Origin of the sequence: Pseudomonas batumici, assembly GCF_000820515.1 — a bacterium.
Lineage (GTDB): Bacteria > Pseudomonadota > Gammaproteobacteria > Pseudomonadales > Pseudomonadaceae > Aquipseudomonas > Aquipseudomonas batumici.
In genome coordinates, this window is the sequence record NZ_JXDG01000012.1 from 170,864 (window position 1) to 190,349 (window position 19,486).

Annotated in this window: 17 protein-coding genes; all 17 read left to right on the forward strand. The window is 61.0% G+C overall.

Annotated elements, in window-relative coordinates; all coding sequences use genetic code 11:
- The first annotated feature begins 153 nt into the window (after positions 1 to 153).
- Positions 154 to 894, forward strand: a complete 741-nt coding sequence (rpsB, locus tag UCMB321_RS06495; RefSeq protein ID WP_040064754.1) for a 30S ribosomal protein S2 — start codon at positions 154 to 156, stop codon at positions 892 to 894.
- A 189-nt stretch (positions 895 to 1,083) separates the two neighbouring features.
- Complete coding sequence (gene tsf, locus UCMB321_RS06500; protein ID WP_040064755.1) at positions 1,084 to 1,947, forward strand: translation elongation factor Ts; 864 nt, start codon at positions 1,084 to 1,086, stop codon at positions 1,945 to 1,947.
- 204 nt (positions 1,948 to 2,151) lie between these two features.
- Positions 2,152 to 2,895: a UMP kinase gene (gene pyrH, locus UCMB321_RS06505; protein ID WP_011059526.1), complete on the forward strand. Its 744-nt coding sequence runs from the start codon at positions 2,152 to 2,154 to the stop codon at positions 2,893 to 2,895.
- Entirely contained in the window at positions 2,892 to 3,449 is a 558-nt protein-coding gene (gene frr / locus UCMB321_RS06510) for a ribosome recycling factor (protein ID WP_040064758.1), read from the forward strand. Before pyrH ends, frr begins: the two co-directional genes overlap by 4 nt.
- A 16-nt stretch (positions 3,450 to 3,465) precedes the next feature.
- Positions 3,466 to 4,221, forward strand: a complete 756-nt coding sequence (gene uppS / locus UCMB321_RS06515; RefSeq protein WP_040064759.1) for a polyprenyl diphosphate synthase — start codon at positions 3,466 to 3,468, stop codon at positions 4,219 to 4,221.
- Entirely contained in the window at positions 4,221 to 5,027 is an 807-nt protein-coding gene (locus UCMB321_RS06520) for a phosphatidate cytidylyltransferase (RefSeq protein ID WP_040064760.1), read from the forward strand. Before uppS ends, UCMB321_RS06520 begins: the two co-directional genes overlap by 1 nt.
- On the forward strand, positions 5,024 to 6,214 hold the full coding sequence (ispC, locus tag UCMB321_RS06525; protein ID WP_040064762.1) for a 1-deoxy-D-xylulose-5-phosphate reductoisomerase: 1,191 nt from the start codon (positions 5,024 to 5,026) through the stop codon (positions 6,212 to 6,214). The genes UCMB321_RS06520 and ispC overlap by 4 nt, the downstream gene beginning before the upstream one ends.
- A gap of 45 nt (positions 6,215 to 6,259) precedes the next feature.
- Positions 6,260 to 7,612 carry a sigma E protease regulator RseP gene (rseP, locus tag UCMB321_RS06530; RefSeq protein WP_040064763.1) on the forward strand — a complete coding sequence of 451 codons (1,353 nt, stop codon included), beginning with the start codon at positions 6,260 to 6,262 and terminating at the stop codon, positions 7,610 to 7,612.
- 77 nt (positions 7,613 to 7,689) lie between these two features.
- The gene (bamA, locus tag UCMB321_RS06535) at positions 7,690 to 10,077 is read left to right on the forward strand and encodes an outer membrane protein assembly factor BamA (RefSeq protein WP_040064764.1); all 2,388 of its coding nucleotides are present in this window, start codon (positions 7,690 to 7,692) and stop codon (positions 10,075 to 10,077) included.
- 45 nt (positions 10,078 to 10,122) lie between these two features.
- Positions 10,123 to 10,626 carry an OmpH/Skp family outer membrane protein gene (locus UCMB321_RS06540; protein WP_040064766.1) on the forward strand — a complete coding sequence of 168 codons (504 nt, stop codon included), beginning with the start codon at positions 10,123 to 10,125 and terminating at the stop codon, positions 10,624 to 10,626.
- A 3-nt stretch (positions 10,627 to 10,629) separates the two neighbouring features.
- Positions 10,630 to 11,685 (forward strand): UDP-3-O-(3-hydroxymyristoyl)glucosamine N-acyltransferase, encoded by a 1,056-nt coding sequence (lpxD, locus tag UCMB321_RS06545; protein ID WP_040064768.1) that lies wholly within the window; start codon positions 10,630 to 10,632, stop codon positions 11,683 to 11,685.
- Between the two features lie 113 nt (positions 11,686 to 11,798).
- Complete coding sequence (gene fabZ, locus UCMB321_RS06550) at positions 11,799 to 12,239, forward strand: 3-hydroxyacyl-ACP dehydratase FabZ (RefSeq protein WP_040064770.1); 441 nt, start codon at positions 11,799 to 11,801, stop codon at positions 12,237 to 12,239.
- A complete protein-coding gene (gene lpxA / locus UCMB321_RS06555; protein WP_040064772.1) occupies positions 12,236 to 13,012 on the forward strand; it encodes an acyl-ACP--UDP-N-acetylglucosamine O-acyltransferase in 777 nt (258 codons plus the stop codon). The genes fabZ and lpxA overlap by 4 nt, the downstream gene beginning before the upstream one ends.
- Before the next feature lie 2 nt (positions 13,013 to 13,014).
- Positions 13,015 to 14,145, forward strand: coding sequence for a lipid-A-disaccharide synthase (gene lpxB / locus UCMB321_RS06560; RefSeq protein ID WP_040064773.1), 1,131 nt, complete (start codon positions 13,015 to 13,017; stop codon positions 14,143 to 14,145).
- 11 nt (positions 14,146 to 14,156) lie between these two features.
- Positions 14,157 to 14,783, forward strand: a complete 627-nt coding sequence (rnhB, locus tag UCMB321_RS06565; protein ID WP_040064857.1) for a ribonuclease HII — start codon at positions 14,157 to 14,159, stop codon at positions 14,781 to 14,783.
- A gap of 72 nt (positions 14,784 to 14,855) precedes the next feature.
- Entirely contained in the window at positions 14,856 to 18,377 is a 3,522-nt protein-coding gene (gene dnaE, locus UCMB321_RS06570; RefSeq protein ID WP_040064774.1) for a DNA polymerase III subunit alpha, read from the forward strand.
- A 147-nt stretch (positions 18,378 to 18,524) separates the two neighbouring features.
- Positions 18,525 to 19,472, forward strand: a complete 948-nt coding sequence (locus UCMB321_RS06575) for an acetyl-CoA carboxylase carboxyltransferase subunit alpha (protein WP_040064775.1) — start codon at positions 18,525 to 18,527, stop codon at positions 19,470 to 19,472.
- Positions 19,473 to 19,486: the final 14 nt, after the last annotated feature.

Consider the following 19,486-nt stretch of genomic DNA (forward strand, 5'->3'; position numbering starts at 1 on the left):
GCTGTGGTATAAAATGCGCCGCTTTCCGGGGATAGCCCCGTGAAGCTTAAATCCACACACGTGTCGACACGATGACCTGGGTGCCTTCAGCTGATGCTGCTGGTTGGTCATTGGGATACGTGGAGGCCAAACCCGACTTATCAAGGAACTATCATGTCCCAAGTCAACATGCGCGATATGCTGAAGGCCGGTGTGCACTTCGGTCACCAGACCCGTTACTGGAACCCGAAAATGGGCAAGTACATTTTCGGCGCGCGTAACAAGATCCACATCATCAACCTTGAAAAAACCCTGCCGATGTTCAACGAAGCTCTGACCTTCGTAGAGCGCCTGGCGCAGGGCAAAAACAAGATTCTGTTCGTCGGCACCAAGCGTTCCGCTGGCAAGATCGTTGCTGAAGAAGCAGCACGTTGCGGTTCGCCGTACGTCGATCACCGCTGGTTGGGCGGCATGCTCACCAACTTCAAGACCATCCGTGCTTCCATCAAGCGTCTGCGTGACCTTGAAGTACAAGCCGAAGACGGTACTTTCGCCAAGCTGACCAAGAAAGAGGCGCTGATGCGCACTCGCGATCTGGAAAAGCTGGATCGTTCGCTGGGTGGTATCAAGGACATGGGCGGTCTGCCTGACGCACTGTTCGTGATCGACGTTGACCACGAGCGCATCGCGATCACCGAAGCCAACAAGCTGGGCATCCCGGTCATCGGCGTAGTCGATACCAACAGCAGCCCGGAAGGCGTTGACTACATCATCCCAGGCAACGATGACGCCATTCGCGCCATCCAGCTGTACATGGGTTCGATGGCTGACGCTGTGATCCGCGGTCGCAACAACGTTGCCGGTGGCACCGTCGAGTTCGCTGCTGAAGAAGCACCGGTCGCTGCAGCTGAGTAATTGACGCCCTGGCGTTGACTCAGTAAGCAAAAAGGGGGCTTGGCCCCCTTTTTGCCACCTCGAAAACCGTTTGTCGGTGGTGCCGCTACAACCTTTGTAATGTGCAGCCGCTACAACGGGGTCGGGAAGAATTGAACGCCCGTTCGATCGGGTGGAATGGTTGATAACCTATCCAAGAGGAATTTTGAAATGGCAGAGATTACTGCAGCGTTGGTCAAAGAACTGCGCGAGCGTACCGGCGAAGGCATGATGGACTGCAAGAAAGCCTTGACCAAGGCTGGCGGCGACATCGAGAAAGCCATTGATGACATGCGTGCTTCGGGCGCCATCAAGGCCGCCAAGAAAGCCGGCAACATTGCCGCTGAAGGCGCGATCGCCATCAAGGGCGACGGCAAGGCTGCCGTGATCCTGGAAGTGAACTCGCAGACCGACTTCCTGGCTCTGCAGGACGACTTCAAGGCTTTCGTCGCTGCCAGCGTTGAAAAAGCTTTCGCTGACAAACTGACCGACGCAGCTCCGCTGATCGCAGCTCAAGAACCGGCGCGTGAAGCCCTGGTTGCCAAAGTAGGCGAAAACGTCAACATCCGTCGCCTGGCTCGTATCGAAGGTGACGTGGTCGGCGCTTACCTGCACGGCAACAAGATCGGTGTGGTTGTGGCCCTCAAAGGCGGCAACGAAGAGCTGGCCAAAGACGTTGCCATGCACGTTGCGGCGACCAACCCTGAGTTCCTGCTGCCATCGCAGGTTTCCGCTGAGGCCATCGAACGCGAAAAAGGCGTTTTCCTGACCCTCAACGAAGACAAGATCAAAGGCAAGCCAGCTGAAATCGTCGAAAAAATGGTCGGCGGCCGTATCAGCAAGTTCCTGGCCGAAGCCAGCCTGGTCGAGCAAGCTTTCGTCAAGAACCCGGAAGTCACCGTTGGTGCCCTGGTCAAGAAAGAAGGCGCTGAAATCGTTTCCTTCACTTACTTCAAGGTAGGTGATGGCATCGAGAAGCCAGTCGACAACTTCGCTGAAGAAGTGGCTGCTCAAGTGGCTGCCAGCAAGCAATAAGACGGTTTTCAACTGTCGACCCAAGAGGCTGCCCGCTTACGCGCGCAGCCTCTTTTCAAATGGGAGGAGAGGTTTCTCTTCTTTCTTTCGGAACCGGTTTACAAAGTCGTGTTCTGATGGCGCAGTAGTAGCGCCAAGCTAGAGTAAGCGCAGGCTGCAAACAGCTCGCAAGATTTTTTTAAAACGCCGCAGGAGAGATTCGCAATGGCTCAGCAGGGCAGTGGTTATCAAGCTCGCTATAAACGCATTCTACTCAAACTTAGCGGCGAGGCCCTGATGGGCTCGGAAGAGTTCGGGATCGACCCGAAGGTTCTGGATCGCATGGCGCTGGAAGTCGGTCAACTGGTCGGCATCGGTGTGCAGGTCGGTCTGGTGATCGGTGGCGGCAACCTGTTCCGCGGCGCCGCCTTGAGTGCCGCCGGGATGGATCGCGTCACCGGCGATCACATGGGCATGCTGGCCACTGTGATGAACGCGCTGGCAATGCGCGACGCGCTGGAACGTGCGAATATCTCTGCCATCGTGATGTCGGCTATTTCCATGGTCGGTGTGACCGATCACTATGATCGCCGCAAGGCCATGCGCCACCTCAACAGCAAGGAAGTGGTGATTTTCGCGGCCGGCACCGGCAATCCGTTCTTCACCACGGATTCGGCGGCCTGCCTGCGTGCGATCGAAATCGATGCCGATGTGGTGCTCAAGGCGACCAAGGTCGATGGCGTTTATACCGCGGACCCATTCAAAGACCCGCATGCCGAGAAGTTCGATCATCTGACCTACGATGAAGTGCTGGATCGCAAGCTGGGTGTCATGGACCTCACCGCTATCTGCCTGTGCCGCGACCACAAGATGCCGCTGCGCGTATTTAACATGAACAAGCCCGGCGCCCTGCTGAACATCGTGCATGGCGGTGCTGAAGGAACCCTGATCGAGGAAGGCGAACAATGATCAATGAAATCAAGAAAGACGCTCAAGAGCGCATGAAGAAGTCCCTGGAGTCCCTGGCCCACGCGTTTGGCCGGATTCGTACCGGACAGGCTCACCCGAGCATTCTGGAAGGCGTGATGGTGCCTTATTATGGTGCGGACACCCCGATCAAGCAGGTGGCCAACATCACCGTCAAGGACGCACGCACCCTGCAGGTCGTGGCGTTCGAGCGCAACATGCTCGGTGCCGTGGACAAGGCGATCGGCAGCGCGGGCCTGAACCTCAATCCGACCAACCTGGGCGAACTGCTGCTGATCTCGATGCCGGCGCTGACCGAAGAGACCCGTCGTGGTTTCACCAAGCAGGCGCGTGAAGAGGCGGAAAACGCTCGCGTTGCCGTGCGCAATATCCGTCGCGACGTGCTCGGCGACCTGAAGGACCTGGTCAAGGAAAAAGAGATCAGTGAAGACGAAGAGCGTCGTGCGGCTGACGATATCCAGAAGCTGACCGACAAGTTCGTGGCGGAAATCGAAGTGGCCGTGAAGCAAAAAGAAGCGGACCTGATGGCCGTATAAGGGTCAGGACGTTTTCATGGAAAAGACCAAGCAAGCTGTGCCGTCCGCGGTGCCGCGCCATGTTGCGATCATCATGGACGGCAATAACCGTTGGGCGAAGAAACGCTTTTTGCCCGGTGTTGCCGGGCACAAGGCGGGCGTCGACGCGGTGCGCGCCGTCATTGAAGTGTGTGCCGAGGCCGGGGTCGAGGTATTGACCCTGTTCGCGTTCTCCAGCGAGAACTGGCAGCGCCCCGCCGATGAAGTCAGTGCCTTGATGGATCTGTTCTTCAAGGCGTTGCGCCGCGAGGCCAAGCGTCTCAATGAGAACAATATCAGCCTGCGGATCATTGGCGACCGCTCGCGCTTCCACCCTGAGTTGCAGGCGGCCATGCGCGAGGCGGAAGCGGCGACGGTCGGCAGCAATCGTTTCATTCTGCAGATCGCCGCCAACTACGGCGGGCAATGGGATATTGCCCAGGCGGCCCAGCGTCTGGCCCGTGAAGTGCAGGCCGGGCACCTGCGTCCGGACGATATTACCCCGCAACTGCTGCAGACGTGCCTGGCGACCGGCGACCTGCCGTTGCCGGACCTGTGTATCCGCACCGGTGGCGAGCATCGCATCAGCAATTTCCTGCTGTGGCAGCTGGCGTATGCCGAGCTGTATTTCTCCGACCTGTTCTGGCCGGACTTCAAACACGAGGCCATGCGCACCGCGTTGGCTGATTTTGCTTCCCGCCAGCGTCGTTTCGGTAAAACGAGCGAACAGGTCGAAGCGGGAGCCCGGTTTTAATGCTCAAGCAACGCATCATCACGGCACTCATCCTCCTGCCGATTGCCTTGTGCGGGTTTTTCCTGCTCGAAGGGGCCGGCTTTGCGCTGTTCATCGGCCTGGTCGTCACCCTCGGCGCCTGGGAATGGGCACGCCTGGCGGGGTTCGAGGCGCAGCCGGCCCGGGTGGGCTATGCGGCGCTGGTCGCGGTGCTGCTGTTCTTCATGTACATACTGCCCACCCTGGCACCCTGGGTGCTGGGGGCGGCGGTGTTGTGGTGGGGCCTGGCGGCATTCCTGGTGCTGACCTATCCGCGCACCAGCGTCCACTGGTCGACGACTGCCAGCAAGCTGGTGATCGGCTTCCTGATCCTGTTGCCAGCCTGGCAGGGGCTGATCCTGATCAAGCAGGAGCCGTTGGGCAACTGGTTGATCATGGCGGTGATGATCCTGGTGTGGGGCGCCGATATCGGTGCCTACTTTTCCGGCAAGGCCTTCGGCAAGCGCAAGCTGGCGCCGTCGGTCAGCCCGGGCAAGAGCTGGGAGGGCGTCTATGGCGGCCTGGTCGTGAGCCTGGTGATCACCGCGGTGGTCGGGATCGTGCGCGGCTGGGGTGCGGGGCAGATGATTGCCAGCCTGCTGGGCGCGGCGCTGATCGTGGTGATCTCGGTGGTCGGTGACCTAACCGAGAGCATGTTCAAGCGCCAGTCGGGGATCAAGGACAGTAGCCATCTGTTGCCCGGGCATGGCGGTATCCTCGATCGCATCGATAGCCTGACGGCGGCCATTCCGACCTTCGCCGTGCTCCTGTGGATCGCCGCATCGTGAGTCGGCCACAGCAGGTTACCGTGCTGGGTGCTACCGGCTCCATCGGCTTGAGCACCCTGGATGTCATCGCGCGCCATCCGCAGCGTTACCAGGCCTTTGCCTTGAGCGGTTTCAGCCGGCTGGCGGAGCTGTTTGCCCTGTGCGTGCGGCATCGCCCACGCTATGCGGTGGTGCCTGAGGCGGCCGCGGCCCGTGGCCTGCAGGCGCAATTACGCGACGCCGGCCTGGCGACCGTCGTGCTGGTGGGAGAGGCGGGGCTGTGCCAGGTCTCGGCCGATCCCGAGGTCGACGCGGTGATGGCGGCGATCGTCGGCGCGGCCGGCTTGCGTCCAACCCTGGCGGCGGTCGAGGCGGGCAAGAAGATCCTGCTGGCCAACAAGGAAGCGCTGGTGATGAGCGGCGCGCTGTTCATGCAGGCGGTGCGCAAGAGCGGTTCGGTGTTGCTGCCGATCGACAGCGAACACAATGCGATTTTCCAGTGCTTGCCCCAGGATCATGCCCGTGGTCTGGCGGCGGTCGGTGTGCGCCGGATTCTTCTGACGGCCTCAGGTGGCCCCTTCCGACAAACGCCGCTGGAGGCATTGGCCGATGTCACCCCCGAACAGGCCTGCGCCCATCCCAACTGGTCGATGGGGCGCAAGATCTCGGTCGACTCGGCGAGTATGATGAACAAGGGCCTGGAACTGATCGAGGCGTGCTGGCTGTTCGATGCCCGGCCCGCCCAGGTCGAGGTGGTGGTCCACCCGCAGAGCGTGATCCACTCGCTGGTCGATTATGTCGACGGTTCGGTGCTGGCACAGTTGGGCAACCCGGACATGCGCACGCCGATCGCCAATGCCCTGGCCTGGCCTGAGCGCATCGACTCCGGGGTGGCGCCGCTGGACCTGTTTGCCGTGGCGCGGCTGGACTTCGAAGCGCCGGACGAGCAGCGCTTTCCCTGCCTGCGTCTGGCCCGCGAGGCCGCCGAAGCCGGTGACAGTGCACCGGCGATGTTGAATGCGGCCAATGAAGTGGCGGTGGCGGCATTTCTCGAACGGCGCATCCGCTACCTCGAGATCGCGAGTATCATCGAAGAGGTGTTGAATCTGGAGCCGGTGGTCGCGGTCAATGAACTCGACGCGGTATTCGCGGCAGACGCCAAGGCTCGGGCCCTGGCTGAACAGTGGCTCAGTCGCCACGGGCGATGAATCTGCCTTCGGGCCTGTCGGCACCTGGGATTGCGGAGAAAGTAAATGAGCGCGCTCTATATGATAGTCGGCACCCTGGTGGCCCTGGGCGTGCTGGTGACCTTCCACGAGTTCGGCCACTTCTGGGTGGCCCGTCGTTGCGGCGTCAAGGTTCTGCGTTTTTCCGTGGGCTTCGGCATGCCGCTGCTGCGTTGGCATGATCGCCAGGGTACCGAGTTCGTGGTAGCCGCCATTCCGTTGGGCGGCTATGTGAAAATGCTCGACGAGCGCGAGGCTGAAGTACCGCCGCATCTGCTCGACCAGGCGTTCAACCGCAAGTCGGTCCGCCAGCGTATCGCGATCGTGGCTGCCGGCCCGATTGCCAACTTTCTGCTGGCCATCGTGTTTTTCTGGGTCCTGGCGATGCTGGGCAGCCAGCAGGTGCGTCCGGTCATCGGTGCCGTGGAAAGTGGCAGTCTGGCCGAGAGGGCCGGGTTGAGCAGCGGTCAGGAAATTGTCGCCATCGATGGCGAACCCACCACCGGCTGGGGCGCGGTCAACCTCCAGCTCGTGCGGCGCCTGGGGGAAAGCGGCACCTTGCAGTTGCGGGTCCGTGAGCCCGGCACCACGGCCGACTCGCCGCGCGAACTGGCGCTGGATCACTGGTTGAAAGGGGCCGATGAGCCCGATCCGATCAAGGCCCTGGGGATTCGCCCGTGGCGTCCGGCGCTGCCGCCGGTGCTGGCTGAACTCGATCCGAAAGGCCCGGCCCAGGCCGCCGGCTTGCGGACCGGCGACCGTCTGCTGGCCTTGAATGACCAGTCCCTGAACGATTGGCAGCAGGTGGTGGATTGGGTCCGTGTACGTCCTGATACCAAAATTGTGCTGCGCGTCGAGCGTGATGGTGCTCAAATCGACGTCCCGCTGACCCTGGCCAGCCGTGGCGCCGGCAAGGCGGCGAGCGGTTACCTGGGGGCGGGGGTCAAGGCGGTGGATTGGCCGCCGGAGATGGTCCGTGAAGTGAGTTACGGTCCCCTGGTCGCCATTGGCGAGGGTGCACGACGCACCTGGACCATGAGCGTCCTGACCCTGGACTCGCTGAAGAAAATGTTGTTCGGCGAGCTCTCGGTAAAAAACTTGAGCGGACCGATAACCATTGCTAAAGTGGCGGGCGCTTCGGCCCAGTCGGGCGTCGCTGACTTCCTGAATTTCCTGGCTTATCTGAGTATCAGCCTCGGGGTTCTGAATTTGTTGCCCATCCCGGTACTGGATGGGGGGCATTTGCTGTTTTATCTGATCGAGTGGGCGCGTGGTCGTCCCTTGTCGGATCGGGTGCAAGGTTGGGGGATGCAGATCGGGATCAGTTTGGTGGTTGGGGTGATGTTGCTTGCCCTGGTCAACGATCTGGGTCGACTGTAACGCTTCGCGAAAAAATTGCGAATCTGCCGCATTGTGCGGCAGTTTGTTTATTGCCAGTTGGAATAAGAAAGGACTTCATGAAACGTCTGCTGCTAACTGCGGTCCTCACCGTATTGATGATCGCTGAAGTTCACGCCGAGTCCTTCACTATCTCCGATATTCGCATCAATGGCCTCCAGCGGGTATCCGCCGGTAGCGTCTTTGGTGCGTTACCGTTGAATGTCGGGGAGCAAGCGGATGACCGTCGCCTGGTGGAATCCACTCGTGCGCTGTTCAAAACCGGTTTCTTCCAGGATATCCAACTGGGGCGCGAAGGTAACGTCCTGGTCATCACGGTCGTTGAACGACCTTCGGTGGCCAGCATCGATATCGAAGGCAACAAGGCGATCTCTACCGACGACCTGATGAAGGGTCTGAAGCAGTCCGGTCTGGCCGAGGGTGAAATCTTCCAGCGTGCGACCCTTGAAGGCGTGCGTAACGAGCTTCAGCGTCAGTATGTGGCCCAAGGCCGCTACTCGGCCGAGGTCGAGACCGAAGTCGTTCCCCAGCCACGTAACCGCGTTGGCCTGAAGATCAAGATCAATGAAGGCACCGTCGCCGCGATCCAGCACATCAACGTGGTGGGCAACACGGTATTCAAGGACGAAGACCTGATCGACCTGTTCGAGCTCAAGACCACCAACTGGCTGTCGTTCTTCAAGAACGATGACAAGTACGCCCGCGAAAAGCTGTCCGGTGACCTGGAGCGCCTGCGTTCCTACTACCTGGACCGTGGCTATATCAACATGGATATCGCCTCGACCCAGGTGTCCATCACCCCGGACAAGAAAAGCGTCTACATCACCATCAACGTCACCGAAGGCCAGAAGTACAAGGTCCGTGACGTGAAGCTCAGCGGCGACCTGAAAGTCCCTGAAGACCAGGTCAAGTCCCTGTTGCTGGTGGAGAAGGGTCAGGTGTTCTCGCGCAAGCTGATGACCACCACCTCGGAACTGATCACCCGCCGCCTGGGTAACGATGGCTATACCTTCGCCAACGTCAACGGCGTACCGACGCCGCACGATGACGATCACACCGTCGATATCACCTTCGTGGTCGACCCGGGCAAGCGTGCCTACGTCAACCGTATCAACTTCCGTGGCAACACCAAGTCCGCGGACGAAGTGCTGCGTCGTGAAATGCGCCAGATGGAAGGCGGTTGGGCTTCCACCTACCTGATCGACCAGTCCAAGACCCGTCTCGAGCGCCTGGGCTTCTTCAAGGAAGTGAACGTCGAGACCCCGGCCGTTCCGGGTGTCGACGACCAGGTCGATGTGAACTATGCCGTGGAAGAACAGGCGTCGGGCTCGATCACCGCCAGCGTCGGTTTTGCCCAGAGTGCCGGTCTGATCCTGGGTGGTTCGATTACCCAGAACAACTTCCTCGGTACCGGTAACAAAGTCAGCATCGGCCTGACCCGCAGCCAGTACCAGAGCCGCTACAACTTCGGTTATGTCGACCCCTACTGGACGCCGGACGGTGTCAGCCTGGGTTACAACGTGTTCTACCGCACCACCGACTACAGCCAGCTCGATGTCAGCGTCGCCAGCTATGCCGTGGACAGCCTGGGTGCCGGTGTCAGCATGGGCTACCCGATCAACGAGACGTCGCGCCTGACCTTCGGCCTGACGGCCCAGCAGGACAAGATCAAGACCGGCCTGTACACCGTTGACGAAATCTTCAACTTCGTGAATACCCAGGGCGACCAGTTCCTGAACTACAAGGCCTCGGCCGGCTGGTCGGAGTCGACCCTGAACAAGGGCGTCCTGGCGACCCGTGGTCACTCCCAGAGCCTGACCCTGGAAAGCACCATCCCGGGCAGCGACCTGTTGTTCTTCAAGCTCGACTACCGCGGCCAGGTATTCGCGCCGTTGAGCGACACCTACACCATGCGGTTCCACACCGAATTGGGTTATGGCGACGGCTACGGTTCGACCAGCGGTCTGCCATTCTATGAAAACTACTATGCGGGTGGTTTCAACTCGGTACGTGGCTTCAAGGACAGCACCCTCGGTCCTCGCGGTACGCCGAGCCGTGGCGTTGATGTGACCGGTAACGCCGGTACGGTGGCCGATACGAGTACGAACCCGTTGCCGTTCGGTGGTAACGTGCTGATTCAGGGTGGTGCGGAGCTGTTGTTCCCACTGCCATTCGTGAAAGACCAGCGTTCGCTGCGTACCTCGTTGTTCTGGGACGTGGGTAACGTGTTCGACTCCAAGTGCGAGCAGGTCAAGAACACCAATGGCACGCTGTCCCAGACTCAGTGCAACGACATCAGTTTCAGCAACATGGCCAGCTCCGTGGGTGTGGGCCTGACCTGGGTGACTGCTCTGGGGCCATTGAGCTTTGCCGTGGCGGCGCCAATCAAGCAACCGAACAACGCTGAAACCCAGGTGTTCCAATTTTCCCTCGGTCAGACCTTCTAACGGCCTGACCCAAGATAACGACAATGGATTTTGTAGGAGTTTATCGTGCGTAAGTTGACTCAACTGGTTCTGCTGGCCACTGTTCTGGTCGCGACCCCGGCCTTTGCCGAAATGAAAATCGCGGTCCTGAACTATCAGATGGCCTTGCTGGAATCCGACGCAGCCAAGAAGTACGCCGTCGATGCCGAGAAGAAATTCGGCCCGCAACTGACCAAGCTCAAGGCTCTGGAAAGCAGTGCCAAGGGCATCCAGGATCGCCTGGTGGCCGGTGGCGACAAGATGCAGCAGGGCGAGCGCGAGCGTCTTGAGCTGGAATTCAAGCAAAAGGCCCGTGACTTCCAGTTCCAGTCCAAGGAACTGAACGAGCAAAAAGCCGTTGCTGACCGTGAAATGCTCAAGCAGCTCAAGCCAAAGCTGGACAGCGCCGTGGAAGAAGTCATCAAGAAAGGTGCCTTTGACCTGGTGTTGGAACGTGGCGCGGTGATTGACGTCAAGCCTCAGTACGACATCACCCGTCAGGTGATTGAGCGTATGAACCAGCTGAAGTAATCCATGACAGCGACCATCAAGCTTGGCCAATTGGCCGAGATCCTCGGTGCCACCCTGCGTGGCAACGAGGAGAAGCCAATCACTGGGCTAGCCACCTTGCAGGAGGCTGGCCCAGCTCAGTTGAGCTTTCTGGCAAATCCCCAGTACCGTAAATACCTCGCTGACAGCCAGGCTGGCGCCGTGCTGCTCAAGGCCGCCGATGCCGAAGGTTATGGCGGGGATTCGCTGGTGGTGGCCGACCCCTACCTGGCCTATGCGCGTATTTCGCACCTGTTCGATCCCAAGCCCAAGGCGCCTGCCGGGATTCACCCGAGCGCGGTGATCGCTGCCGATGCGCAGGTCGATCCGGCCGCCAGTATTGGTGCCTTTGTGGTGATCGAGAGCGGTGCGCGTATTGCCGCCGGCGTCACCGTCGGGGCCCAGTGCTTTATTGGCGCCCGCAGTGAAATCGGTGAAGGCGGTTGGCTGGCGCCACGCGTGACGCTTTACCATGACGTGCGCATCGGCAAGCGCGTGGTGATCCAGTCCGGTGCCGTGCTCGGCGGCGAAGGTTTCGGTTTCGCCAACGAAAAGGGTGTCTGGCAGAAGATCGCCCAGATCGGCGGCGTGACCATCGGTGACGACGTGGAGATCGGCGTCAACACTGCCATCGACCGCGGTGCCCTGGCCGATACGATCATCGGCAATGGGGTCAAGCTCGACAACCAGATCCAGATCGCCCACAACGTTCAGGTGGGGGATCACACGGCCATGGCCGCCTGCTGCGGGATTTCCGGCAGCACCAAGATCGGCAAGCACTGCATGCTCGCCGGTGGCGTTGGCCTGGTGGGGCATATCGAGATCTGCGATAACGTCTTCCTCACCGGGATGACCATGGTGACCCACTCGATTACCGAGCCGGGCGCCTATTCTTCCGGCACGGCGATGCAACCTGCCGCCGAGTGGCGCAAGAGCGCGGCACGTATTCGCCAGCTCGACGACATGGCACGGCGGTTGCGGCAGCTGGAAAAGCGAGTAGGGGACGTGACCCCGGACGGTAATGCTTCATCAGATGGCTGAAACCATTTTCCATATCAAGTAGCCGCCAAAGTCTGTACGAATGTGCCTTCTTGATTTGCTAGAGGAGCCGCGCGTGGCGCGCTCCCACTCTTTACTACAGGCTTCCCCACGAAATGATGGACATCAAAGAGATTCGCGAATACCTGCCTCACCGTTACCCGTTCCTGCTGGTGGACCGGGTGGTGGAACTGGATGTCGAGGCCCAGCGCATTCGTGCCTACAAGAATGTCAGCATCAACGAGCCTTTCTTCAATGGCCATTTCCCGGCGCATCCGATCATGCCGGGCGTGCTGATCATCGAAGCCATGGCTCAGGCTGCCGGCATCCTGGGCTTCAAGATGCTGGACGTGAAGCCTTCCGATGGCACCCTTTACTACTTCGTCGGTTCCGACAAACTGCGCTTCCGCCAGCCGGTGCTGCCGGGCGACCAGTTGATCCTCGAAGCCAAGTTCATCAGTTGCAAGCGCAAGATCTGGAAGTTCGAGTGCCAGGCTTCGGTTGATGGCAAGCCGGTCTGCTCGGCCGAAATCATCTGTGCGGAACAGAAAGTATGAGTTTGATTGACCCTCGCGCAATCATCGATCCGACGGCCGTACTGGCCGAGGGCGTTGAGGTCGGCCCCTGGTCGATCGTCGGCGCAGGTGTGGAAATCGGCGAGGGGACAGTGATCGGGCCGCATGTGATCCTCAAGGGCCCGACCCGGATCGGCAAATACAACCGTATCTACCAGTTTTCCTCGGTAGGCGAAGACACCCCCGATCTCAAGTACAAGGGCGAAGAGACACGCCTGGTCATCGGTGACCACAACGTTATCCGCGAGGGTGTGACCATTCACCGGGGCACGGTACAGGATCGCTCGGAAACCACCCTGGGCGACCACAACCTGATCATGGCCTATGCGCATATCGGTCACGACAGTGTCATCGGCAACCACTGCATCCTGGTCAACAACACCGCGTTGGCCGGCCATGTACATATGGACGATTGGGCGATCCTGTCGGGTTTCACCCTGGTCCATCAGTTCTGCCATATCGGCGCCCACAGCTTTTCCGGCATGGGCACCGCCATCGGCAAGGATGTTCCGGCCTACGTCACGGTGTTCGGCAGCCCCGCCGAAGCCCGCAGCATGAACTTCGAAGGCATGCGCCGTCGTGGTTTCAGCGAGGAAGTGATCCATGCCCTGCGCCGGGCGTACAAAGTGGTGTACCGCCAGGGGCTGACGGTGGAACAAGCCGTCGCCGAACTGGCCGAGTCCGCCGCGCAGTACCCCGAAGTGGACGTGTTCCTCAAGTCGATCCAGTCCTCGACCCGCGGCATCACCCGCTGATCATGGCGACTTTGCGTATTGCGCTGGTCGCCGGGGAAGCCTCCGGCGATATTCTCGGTTCCGGTCTGATGCGGGCGCTCAAGGCCCGGCATCCCGAAGTCGAGTTCATCGGGGTCGGCGGCCCGCTGATGCAGGCCGAAGGCCTGGTGTCCTATTTCCCCATGGAGCGCTTGTCGGTCATGGGCCTGGTGGAAGTGCTGGGCCGCCTGCCGGAGCTGCTCAAGCGCCGCAAGTTGCTGATCCAGACGCTGATCGCCGAAAAGCCCGATGTGTTCATTGGCATCGATGCGCCGGATTTCACCCTGAATATCGAGCTCAAACTGCGGCGTGCCGGGATCAGGACCGTGCATTACGTCAGTCCGTCGGTCTGGGCCTGGCGGCAGAAGCGGGTGCTGAAGATCCGCGAAGGTTGCGACCTGATGCTGACGCTGTTCCCGTTCGAAGCGCGGTTCTATGAAGAGAAGGGCGTGCCGGTACGGTTTGTCGGGCATTCCCTGGCCGATGCCATTCCCTTGCAGGCCGACCGTGCCGCGGCCCGGGCGGAACTCGGCCTGCCGGGCGGTCCCCTGGTGGCGTTGATGCCCGGCAGTCGCGGTGGCGAGGTCGGGCGCCTGGGGGGCTTGTTCCTCGACACGGCGCAACGGCTGCGCGAGATGCACCCCGGGATTCGTTTTGTCATGCCTTGCGCCAGCCCGCAGCGGCGCACCCAGATCGAGGCCTTGCTGGTCGGTCGCGACCTGCCGCTGACCCTGCTCGACGGTCAGTCCCACAAGGCCCTGGCCGCCTGCGACGCGGTGTTGATCGCCTCCGGTACGGCGACGCTGGAGGCGCTGCTGTACAAGCGTCCGATGGTCGTCGCCTATCGCCTGGCACCGCTGACCTTCTGGATTCTCAAACGGCTGGTGAAAAGCCCCTACATCTCCCTGCCAAACCTGCTGGCCCAGCGCCTGCTGGTGCCCGAGTTGCTGCAGGATGACGCCACGCCCGAAACCCTGGCGCAGACCCTGTCGCCGCTGATCGAAGACGGCGAAGAGCAGACCCGCGGCTTCGACGAAATCCATCGCACCCTGCGCCTGGATGCCTCGAACCAGGCCGCCGACGGGGTGTTGAAACTGATCGGCGAGACATTGTGAGTAACCTGAAGATGCAGATGGGCTTGGACTTCACCCTGGTGGCCGATGCCGAAGACCTGGTGGCCGGTGTCGATGAAGTCGGCCGTGGCCCGCTCTGCGGCGCGGTGGTCACCGCGGCGGTGATCCTCGATCCCAAGCGTCCGATTCTTGGCCTGAACGATTCGAAGAAACTCACCGAAGCCCGGCGCGAAAAGCTCTACGACGAAATCCGTGAAAAGGCCCTGAGCTGGTGCATCGCGCGAGCCGAGGTGGAGGAAATCGACGAGCTGAACATTCTGCATGCCACCATGCTGGCCATGCAGCGGGCAGTCGCAGGCCTGCACATCCAGCCGAAGCTGGCGATGATCGACGGTAACCGCTGTCCGAAACTGTCGATGCCGGCCGAAGCGGTGGTCAAGGGTGATAGCAAGGTGCCGGCCATCGCGGCGGCGTCGATCCTGGCCAAGGTCAGTCGTGATCGTGAAATGGCGGCTTTCGAAGCCATCTACCCGGGCTATGGCATCGGCGGGCATAAAGGCTATCCGACGCCGGTGCACCTGGAAGCCTTGAGCCGGCTGGGGCCGACGCCGATTCATCGACGTTCCTTCGCTCCCGTGCGCCAGGCCTATGAGGCTCGTGAGTCGTCGAGCGAACTTTAACGCTGCTGATGTTTTATCCAAGGCCCGGTACAATCCGGGCCTTGTTGTTCTTACAGATTAGACAGGATCACTATGCCGGCTTCATTCGTTCATCTACGCCTGCACACTGAGTACTCCCTGGTCGACGGCCTGGTCCGGATCAAACCGCTGGTCAAGGCCCTGGCCGGCCTGAACATGCCCGCCGTGGCGGTGACCGACCAGAACAACATGTGTTCCCTGGTCAAGTTCTACAAGACCGCCATGGGCGCCGGGATCAAGCCGATCTGCGGTGCCGACCTGTGGCTGTCGAACAAGGACCCCGATGCGCCCTTGAGCCGCATCAGCCTGCTGGTGATGAACGCCGTCGGCTACCGCAACCTCACCGAACTGATTTCCCGCGGCTTTATCGACGGTCAGCGTAACGGCATGATCATCATCGAGCGCGAGTGGGTGGCCGAGGCCAACGAAGGCCTGATCATGCTCTCGGCGGCCAAGGAGGGCGAGATCGGCATGGCCCTGCTCGGCGACAACGCCGCCGAGGCCGAGGCCCTGGCCCGCGACTGGATGGCGGTGTTCCCGGACCGTTTCTACCTGGAGATCCAGCGCACCAATCGCCCCAACGACGAAGAGCAGTTGCACGGTGCCGTGGCCCTGGCCGACAAGCTGGGCGCGCCGCTGGTGGCGACCAACGATGTGCGCTTCATCAAGCAGGAAGACTTCGAGGCTCACGAAACCCGCGTCTGCATCGGTGAGGGCCGGGCCCTTGACGATCCACGCCGCTCGAAGAACTACAGCGACCAGCAATACCTCAAAAGTGCCGAGGAAATGGCCGAGCTGTTCAGCGACCTGCCCGACGCTCTGGAAAACACCGTCGAGATCGCCAAGCGCTGCAACATCGAAGTGAAGCTGGGCAAGCACTTCCTGCCCAACTTCCCGATCCCCGATGGCATGACCATCGACGAGTATTTCCGCAAGGTGTCCTTCGACGGCCTCGACGAGCGCCTGTCGGTGCTGCTGCCCAGGGACACCACCGAAGATTACGACGCCAAGCGTCAGGTCTATGTCGACCGGCTGAATTTCGAGCTGGATATCATCATCCAGATGGGCTTCCCCGGTTACTTCCTGATCGTGATGGACTTTATCCAGTGGGCCAAGAACAACGGCGTGCCGGTCGGTCCCGGCCGGGGGTCGGGTGCCGGTTCCCTGGTGGCCTACGTGCAGAAGATCACCGACCTCGACCCGCTGGAATACGACCTGCTGTTCGAACGTTTCCTCAATCCGGAACGGGTTTCCATGCCCGACTTCGACGTCGACTTCTGCATGGACGGTCGCGACCGGGTGATCGACTACGTGGCCGAGAAGTATGGCCGCAACGCGGTGAGCCAGATCATCACCTTCGGTTCCATGGCCGCCAAGGCGGTGGTGCGTGACGTGGCGCGGGTGCAGGGCAAGTCCTACGGCCTGGCGGACCGCCTGTCGAAGATGATCCCCTTCGAAGTCGGCATGACCCTGGAAAAAGCCTACGAGCAGGAAGAGATCCTCCGTGACTTCATCAAGGTCGATGAAGAGGCGGCGGAAATCTGGGAGATGGCGCGCAAGCTCGAAGGCGTGGTGCGTAACGTCGGTAAACACGCCGGTGGCGTGGTGATCGCGCCGACCAAGCTGACCGACTTCTCGCCGATCTATTGCGACGAGGAAGGCGACGGCCTGGTGACCCAGTTCGACAAGGACGACGTGGAGGCGGCCGGCCTGGTGAAGTTCGACTTCCTCGGCCTGCGGACCCTGACGATCATCGACTGGGCGTTGAAGACCATCAACCGCGATCGCGCCAAGGTCGGCGAGGCGCCGCTGGATATCGCCTTCATCCCGTTGGACGACAAGCCGACCTACAGCCTGCTGCAGAAGGCCGAGACCACGGCGGTGTTCCAGCTTGAATCCCGGGGCATGAAGGAGCTGATCAAGAAGCTCAAGCCCGACTGCCTGGAAGACCTGATCGCACTGGTGGCCCTGTTCCGCCCGGGCCCGTTGCAGTCCGGCATGGTGGATGACTTCATCAACCGCAAGCACGGTCGCGCCGAACTGGCGTACCCGCATCCGGATTACCAGTACGACGGCCTCCAGCCGGTTCTGGCACCGACCTACGGCATCATCCTGTATCAGGAGCAGGTGATGCAGATTGCCCAGGTCATGGCCGGTTATACCCTGGGCGGTGCGGACATGCTGCGCCGGGCGATGGGTAAAAAGAAACCCGAGGAGATGGCCAAGCAGCGTGGCGGCTTTATCGAAGGGTGTGCCAACAACAATATCGACGCCGACCTGGCCGGTAACATCTTCGACCTGGTGGAGAAGTTCGCCGGTTACGGTTTCAACAAATCCCACTCCGCCGCCTACGGGCTGGTGTCTTACCAGACCGCCTGGCTGAAGGCCCATTACCCGGCGCCCTTCATGGCCGCGGTACTCTCGGCGGATATGCACAACACCGACAAGGTCGTGACCTTGATCGAGGAAGTGCGCACCATGAAGCTGCGTCTCGACGCGCCGGATGTGAACGCCTCGGAGTTCAAGTTCACGGTGAACGACGAGGGTCGGATCATCTATGGCCTCGGTGCCATCAAGGGCGTCGGCGAAGGGCCGGTGGAAGCGATTACCGAGGCGCGCCAGGACGGCCCGTTCAAGGACCTGTTCGATTTCTGCGCCCGGGTCGACCTCAAACGCATCAACAAGCGCACCCTGGACGGCCTGATCCGCAGCGGTGCGCTGGATCGTCTCGGCCCGCATTTCCATGACGAGTCGAAGGCCTACCACGCCAATATCGACCGTAACCGCGCCGTGTTGCTGGCGGCGATGGAGGAGGCGATCAAGGCCGCCGAACAGACCGCGCGCACCCATGACAGCGGCCATGCCGACCTGTTCGGCGGGCTGTTCGTCGAAGAGGATGCCGATGTCTACGCCAATCACCGCAAGGCCAAGGAACTGACCCTCAAGGAGCGCCTGAAGGGCGAGAAGGACACCCTGGGCCTGTACCTCACCGGTCACCCGATCGACGAGTACGAAGGCGAGATTCGCCGCTTCGCCCGTCAGCGCATCATCGACCTGAAGCCGGCGCGCGATACCCAGACCGTGGCCGGGATGATCATCAACCTGCGGGTGATGAAAAACAAAAAGGGCGACAAGATGGGCTTCATCACCCTGGATGACCGCTCGGCACGGATCGAGGCCTCGCTGTTCGCCGATGCCTTCATGTCGGCCCAATCGCTGTTGCAGACCGATGCCATGGTGGTGGTCGAGGGCGAGGTCAGCAACGACGACTTCTCCGGCGGCCTGCGCCTGCGGGTCAAGCGCGTGATGAGCATGGAGGATGCCCGGACCAACCTGGCCGAGAGCCTGCGCCTGAAAGTGCGCAGTGCCGCGCTCAAGGGCGATCAGCTGCGCTGGCTGGGCGAGTTGCTCGGCAAGCACCGCGGCGCCTGCCCGATCACCCTGGAGTACACCGGCACTGACGCCAAGGCCTTGTTGCAGTTCGGCGAGAGCTGGCGGATCGACCCGGCGGACAGTCTGATTCAGGCATTGCGTGACCAGTTCGGGCGAGACAACGTCTTCCTCCAATACCGTTAGGACGGTGGCGCATGCTGCGTTCCGACCTTGACCCTATTTTTAATCTCGACCTGAGCGCGCCATATCCCGTAAGGTAGGGCGCGATACAGATCAATCGGCCGGCCAGGCTGTGTAAAAACTACTGTGCTCGACCCAAGACGGATGCTTATGAACCCGAATTTTCTTGATTTCGAACAGCCGATCGCTGACCTGCAAGCCAAGATCGAAGAGCTGCGCTTGGTCGGTAACGACAATTCGCTGAATATCGGCGATGAGATTTCCCGCCTGCAGGACAAGAGCAGCACGCTGACCGAAGATATTTTCGGCAAGCTGACCAGCTGGCAGATCGCGCGTCTGGCGCGGCACCCGCGTCGTCCCTATACCCTGGACTACATCGACCACATCTTCACTGAGTTCGACGAACTGCACGGCGACCGGCATTTCGCCGACGACGCGGCGATTGTCGGCGGTATTGCCCGTCTGGACGACCAGCCGGTGATGGTCATCGGTCACCAGAAAGGCCGCGAAGTGCGTGAGAAGGTCCGTCGCAACTTCGGCATGCCGCGTCCGGAAGGCTATCGCAAGGCTTGCCGCCTGATGGAAATGGCCGAGCGCTTCAAGATGCCGATCCTGACCTTCATCGACACCCCGGGCGCCTACCCGGGCATCGACGCCGAAGAGCGCAACCAGAGCGAAGCCATTGCCTGGAACCTGCGGGTGATGGCGCGGCTGAAAACGCCGATCATCGCCACCGTGATCGGTGAGGGCGGTTCCGGCGGTGCCCTGGCCATTGGCGTGTGCGACCAGTTGAACATGCTGCAGTACTCCACCTACGCGGTGATCTCCCCTGAAGGCTGTGCCTCGATCCTGTGGAAAACCGCCGAGAAGGCCCCGGATGCGGCCGAAGCCATGGGCATCACCGCCGAGCGCCTCAAGGGCCTGGGCATTGTCGACAAGGTGATCGCCGAGCCCCTGGGCGGCGCGCATCGCGATCCGGCCGCGGCCGCGGCGTCGATCCGTGCTGAACTCAGCGCGCAGTTGGCTATGCTGAAGAAGTTCGACAACGATGCGCTGCTGGCTCGTCGTTACGAGCGTCTGATGAGCTACGGTCTCTGATAGCGCGCGTTATC

Coding starts and splice junctions, on each gene's coding strand:
- rpsB (WP_040064754.1), top strand. CDS start 154: ATGTCCCAAGTCAACATGCGCGATATGCTGAAGGCCGGTGTGCACTTC.
- tsf (WP_040064755.1), top strand. CDS start 1,084: ATGGCAGAGATTACTGCAGCGTTGGTCAAAGAACTGCGCGAGCGTACC.
- pyrH (WP_011059526.1), top strand. CDS start 2,152: ATGGCTCAGCAGGGCAGTGGTTATCAAGCTCGCTATAAACGCATTCTA.
- frr (WP_040064758.1), top strand. CDS start 2,892: ATGATCAATGAAATCAAGAAAGACGCTCAAGAGCGCATGAAGAAGTCC.
- uppS (WP_040064759.1), top strand. CDS start 3,466: ATGGAAAAGACCAAGCAAGCTGTGCCGTCCGCGGTGCCGCGCCATGTT.
- UCMB321_RS06520 (WP_040064760.1), top strand. CDS start 4,221: ATGCTCAAGCAACGCATCATCACGGCACTCATCCTCCTGCCGATTGCC.
- rseP (WP_040064763.1), top strand. CDS start 6,260: ATGAGCGCGCTCTATATGATAGTCGGCACCCTGGTGGCCCTGGGCGTG.
- bamA (WP_040064764.1), top strand. CDS start 7,690: ATGAAACGTCTGCTGCTAACTGCGGTCCTCACCGTATTGATGATCGCT.
- lpxD (WP_040064768.1), top strand. CDS start 10,630: ATGACAGCGACCATCAAGCTTGGCCAATTGGCCGAGATCCTCGGTGCC.
- fabZ (WP_040064770.1), top strand. CDS start 11,799: ATGATGGACATCAAAGAGATTCGCGAATACCTGCCTCACCGTTACCCG.
- lpxA (WP_040064772.1), top strand. CDS start 12,236: ATGAGTTTGATTGACCCTCGCGCAATCATCGATCCGACGGCCGTACTG.
- lpxB (WP_040064773.1), top strand. CDS start 13,015: ATGGCGACTTTGCGTATTGCGCTGGTCGCCGGGGAAGCCTCCGGCGAT.
- rnhB (WP_040064857.1), top strand. CDS start 14,157: ATGCAGATGGGCTTGGACTTCACCCTGGTGGCCGATGCCGAAGACCTG.
- dnaE (WP_040064774.1), top strand. CDS start 14,856: ATGCCGGCTTCATTCGTTCATCTACGCCTGCACACTGAGTACTCCCTG.
- UCMB321_RS06575 (WP_040064775.1), top strand. CDS start 18,525: ATGAACCCGAATTTTCTTGATTTCGAACAGCCGATCGCTGACCTGCAA.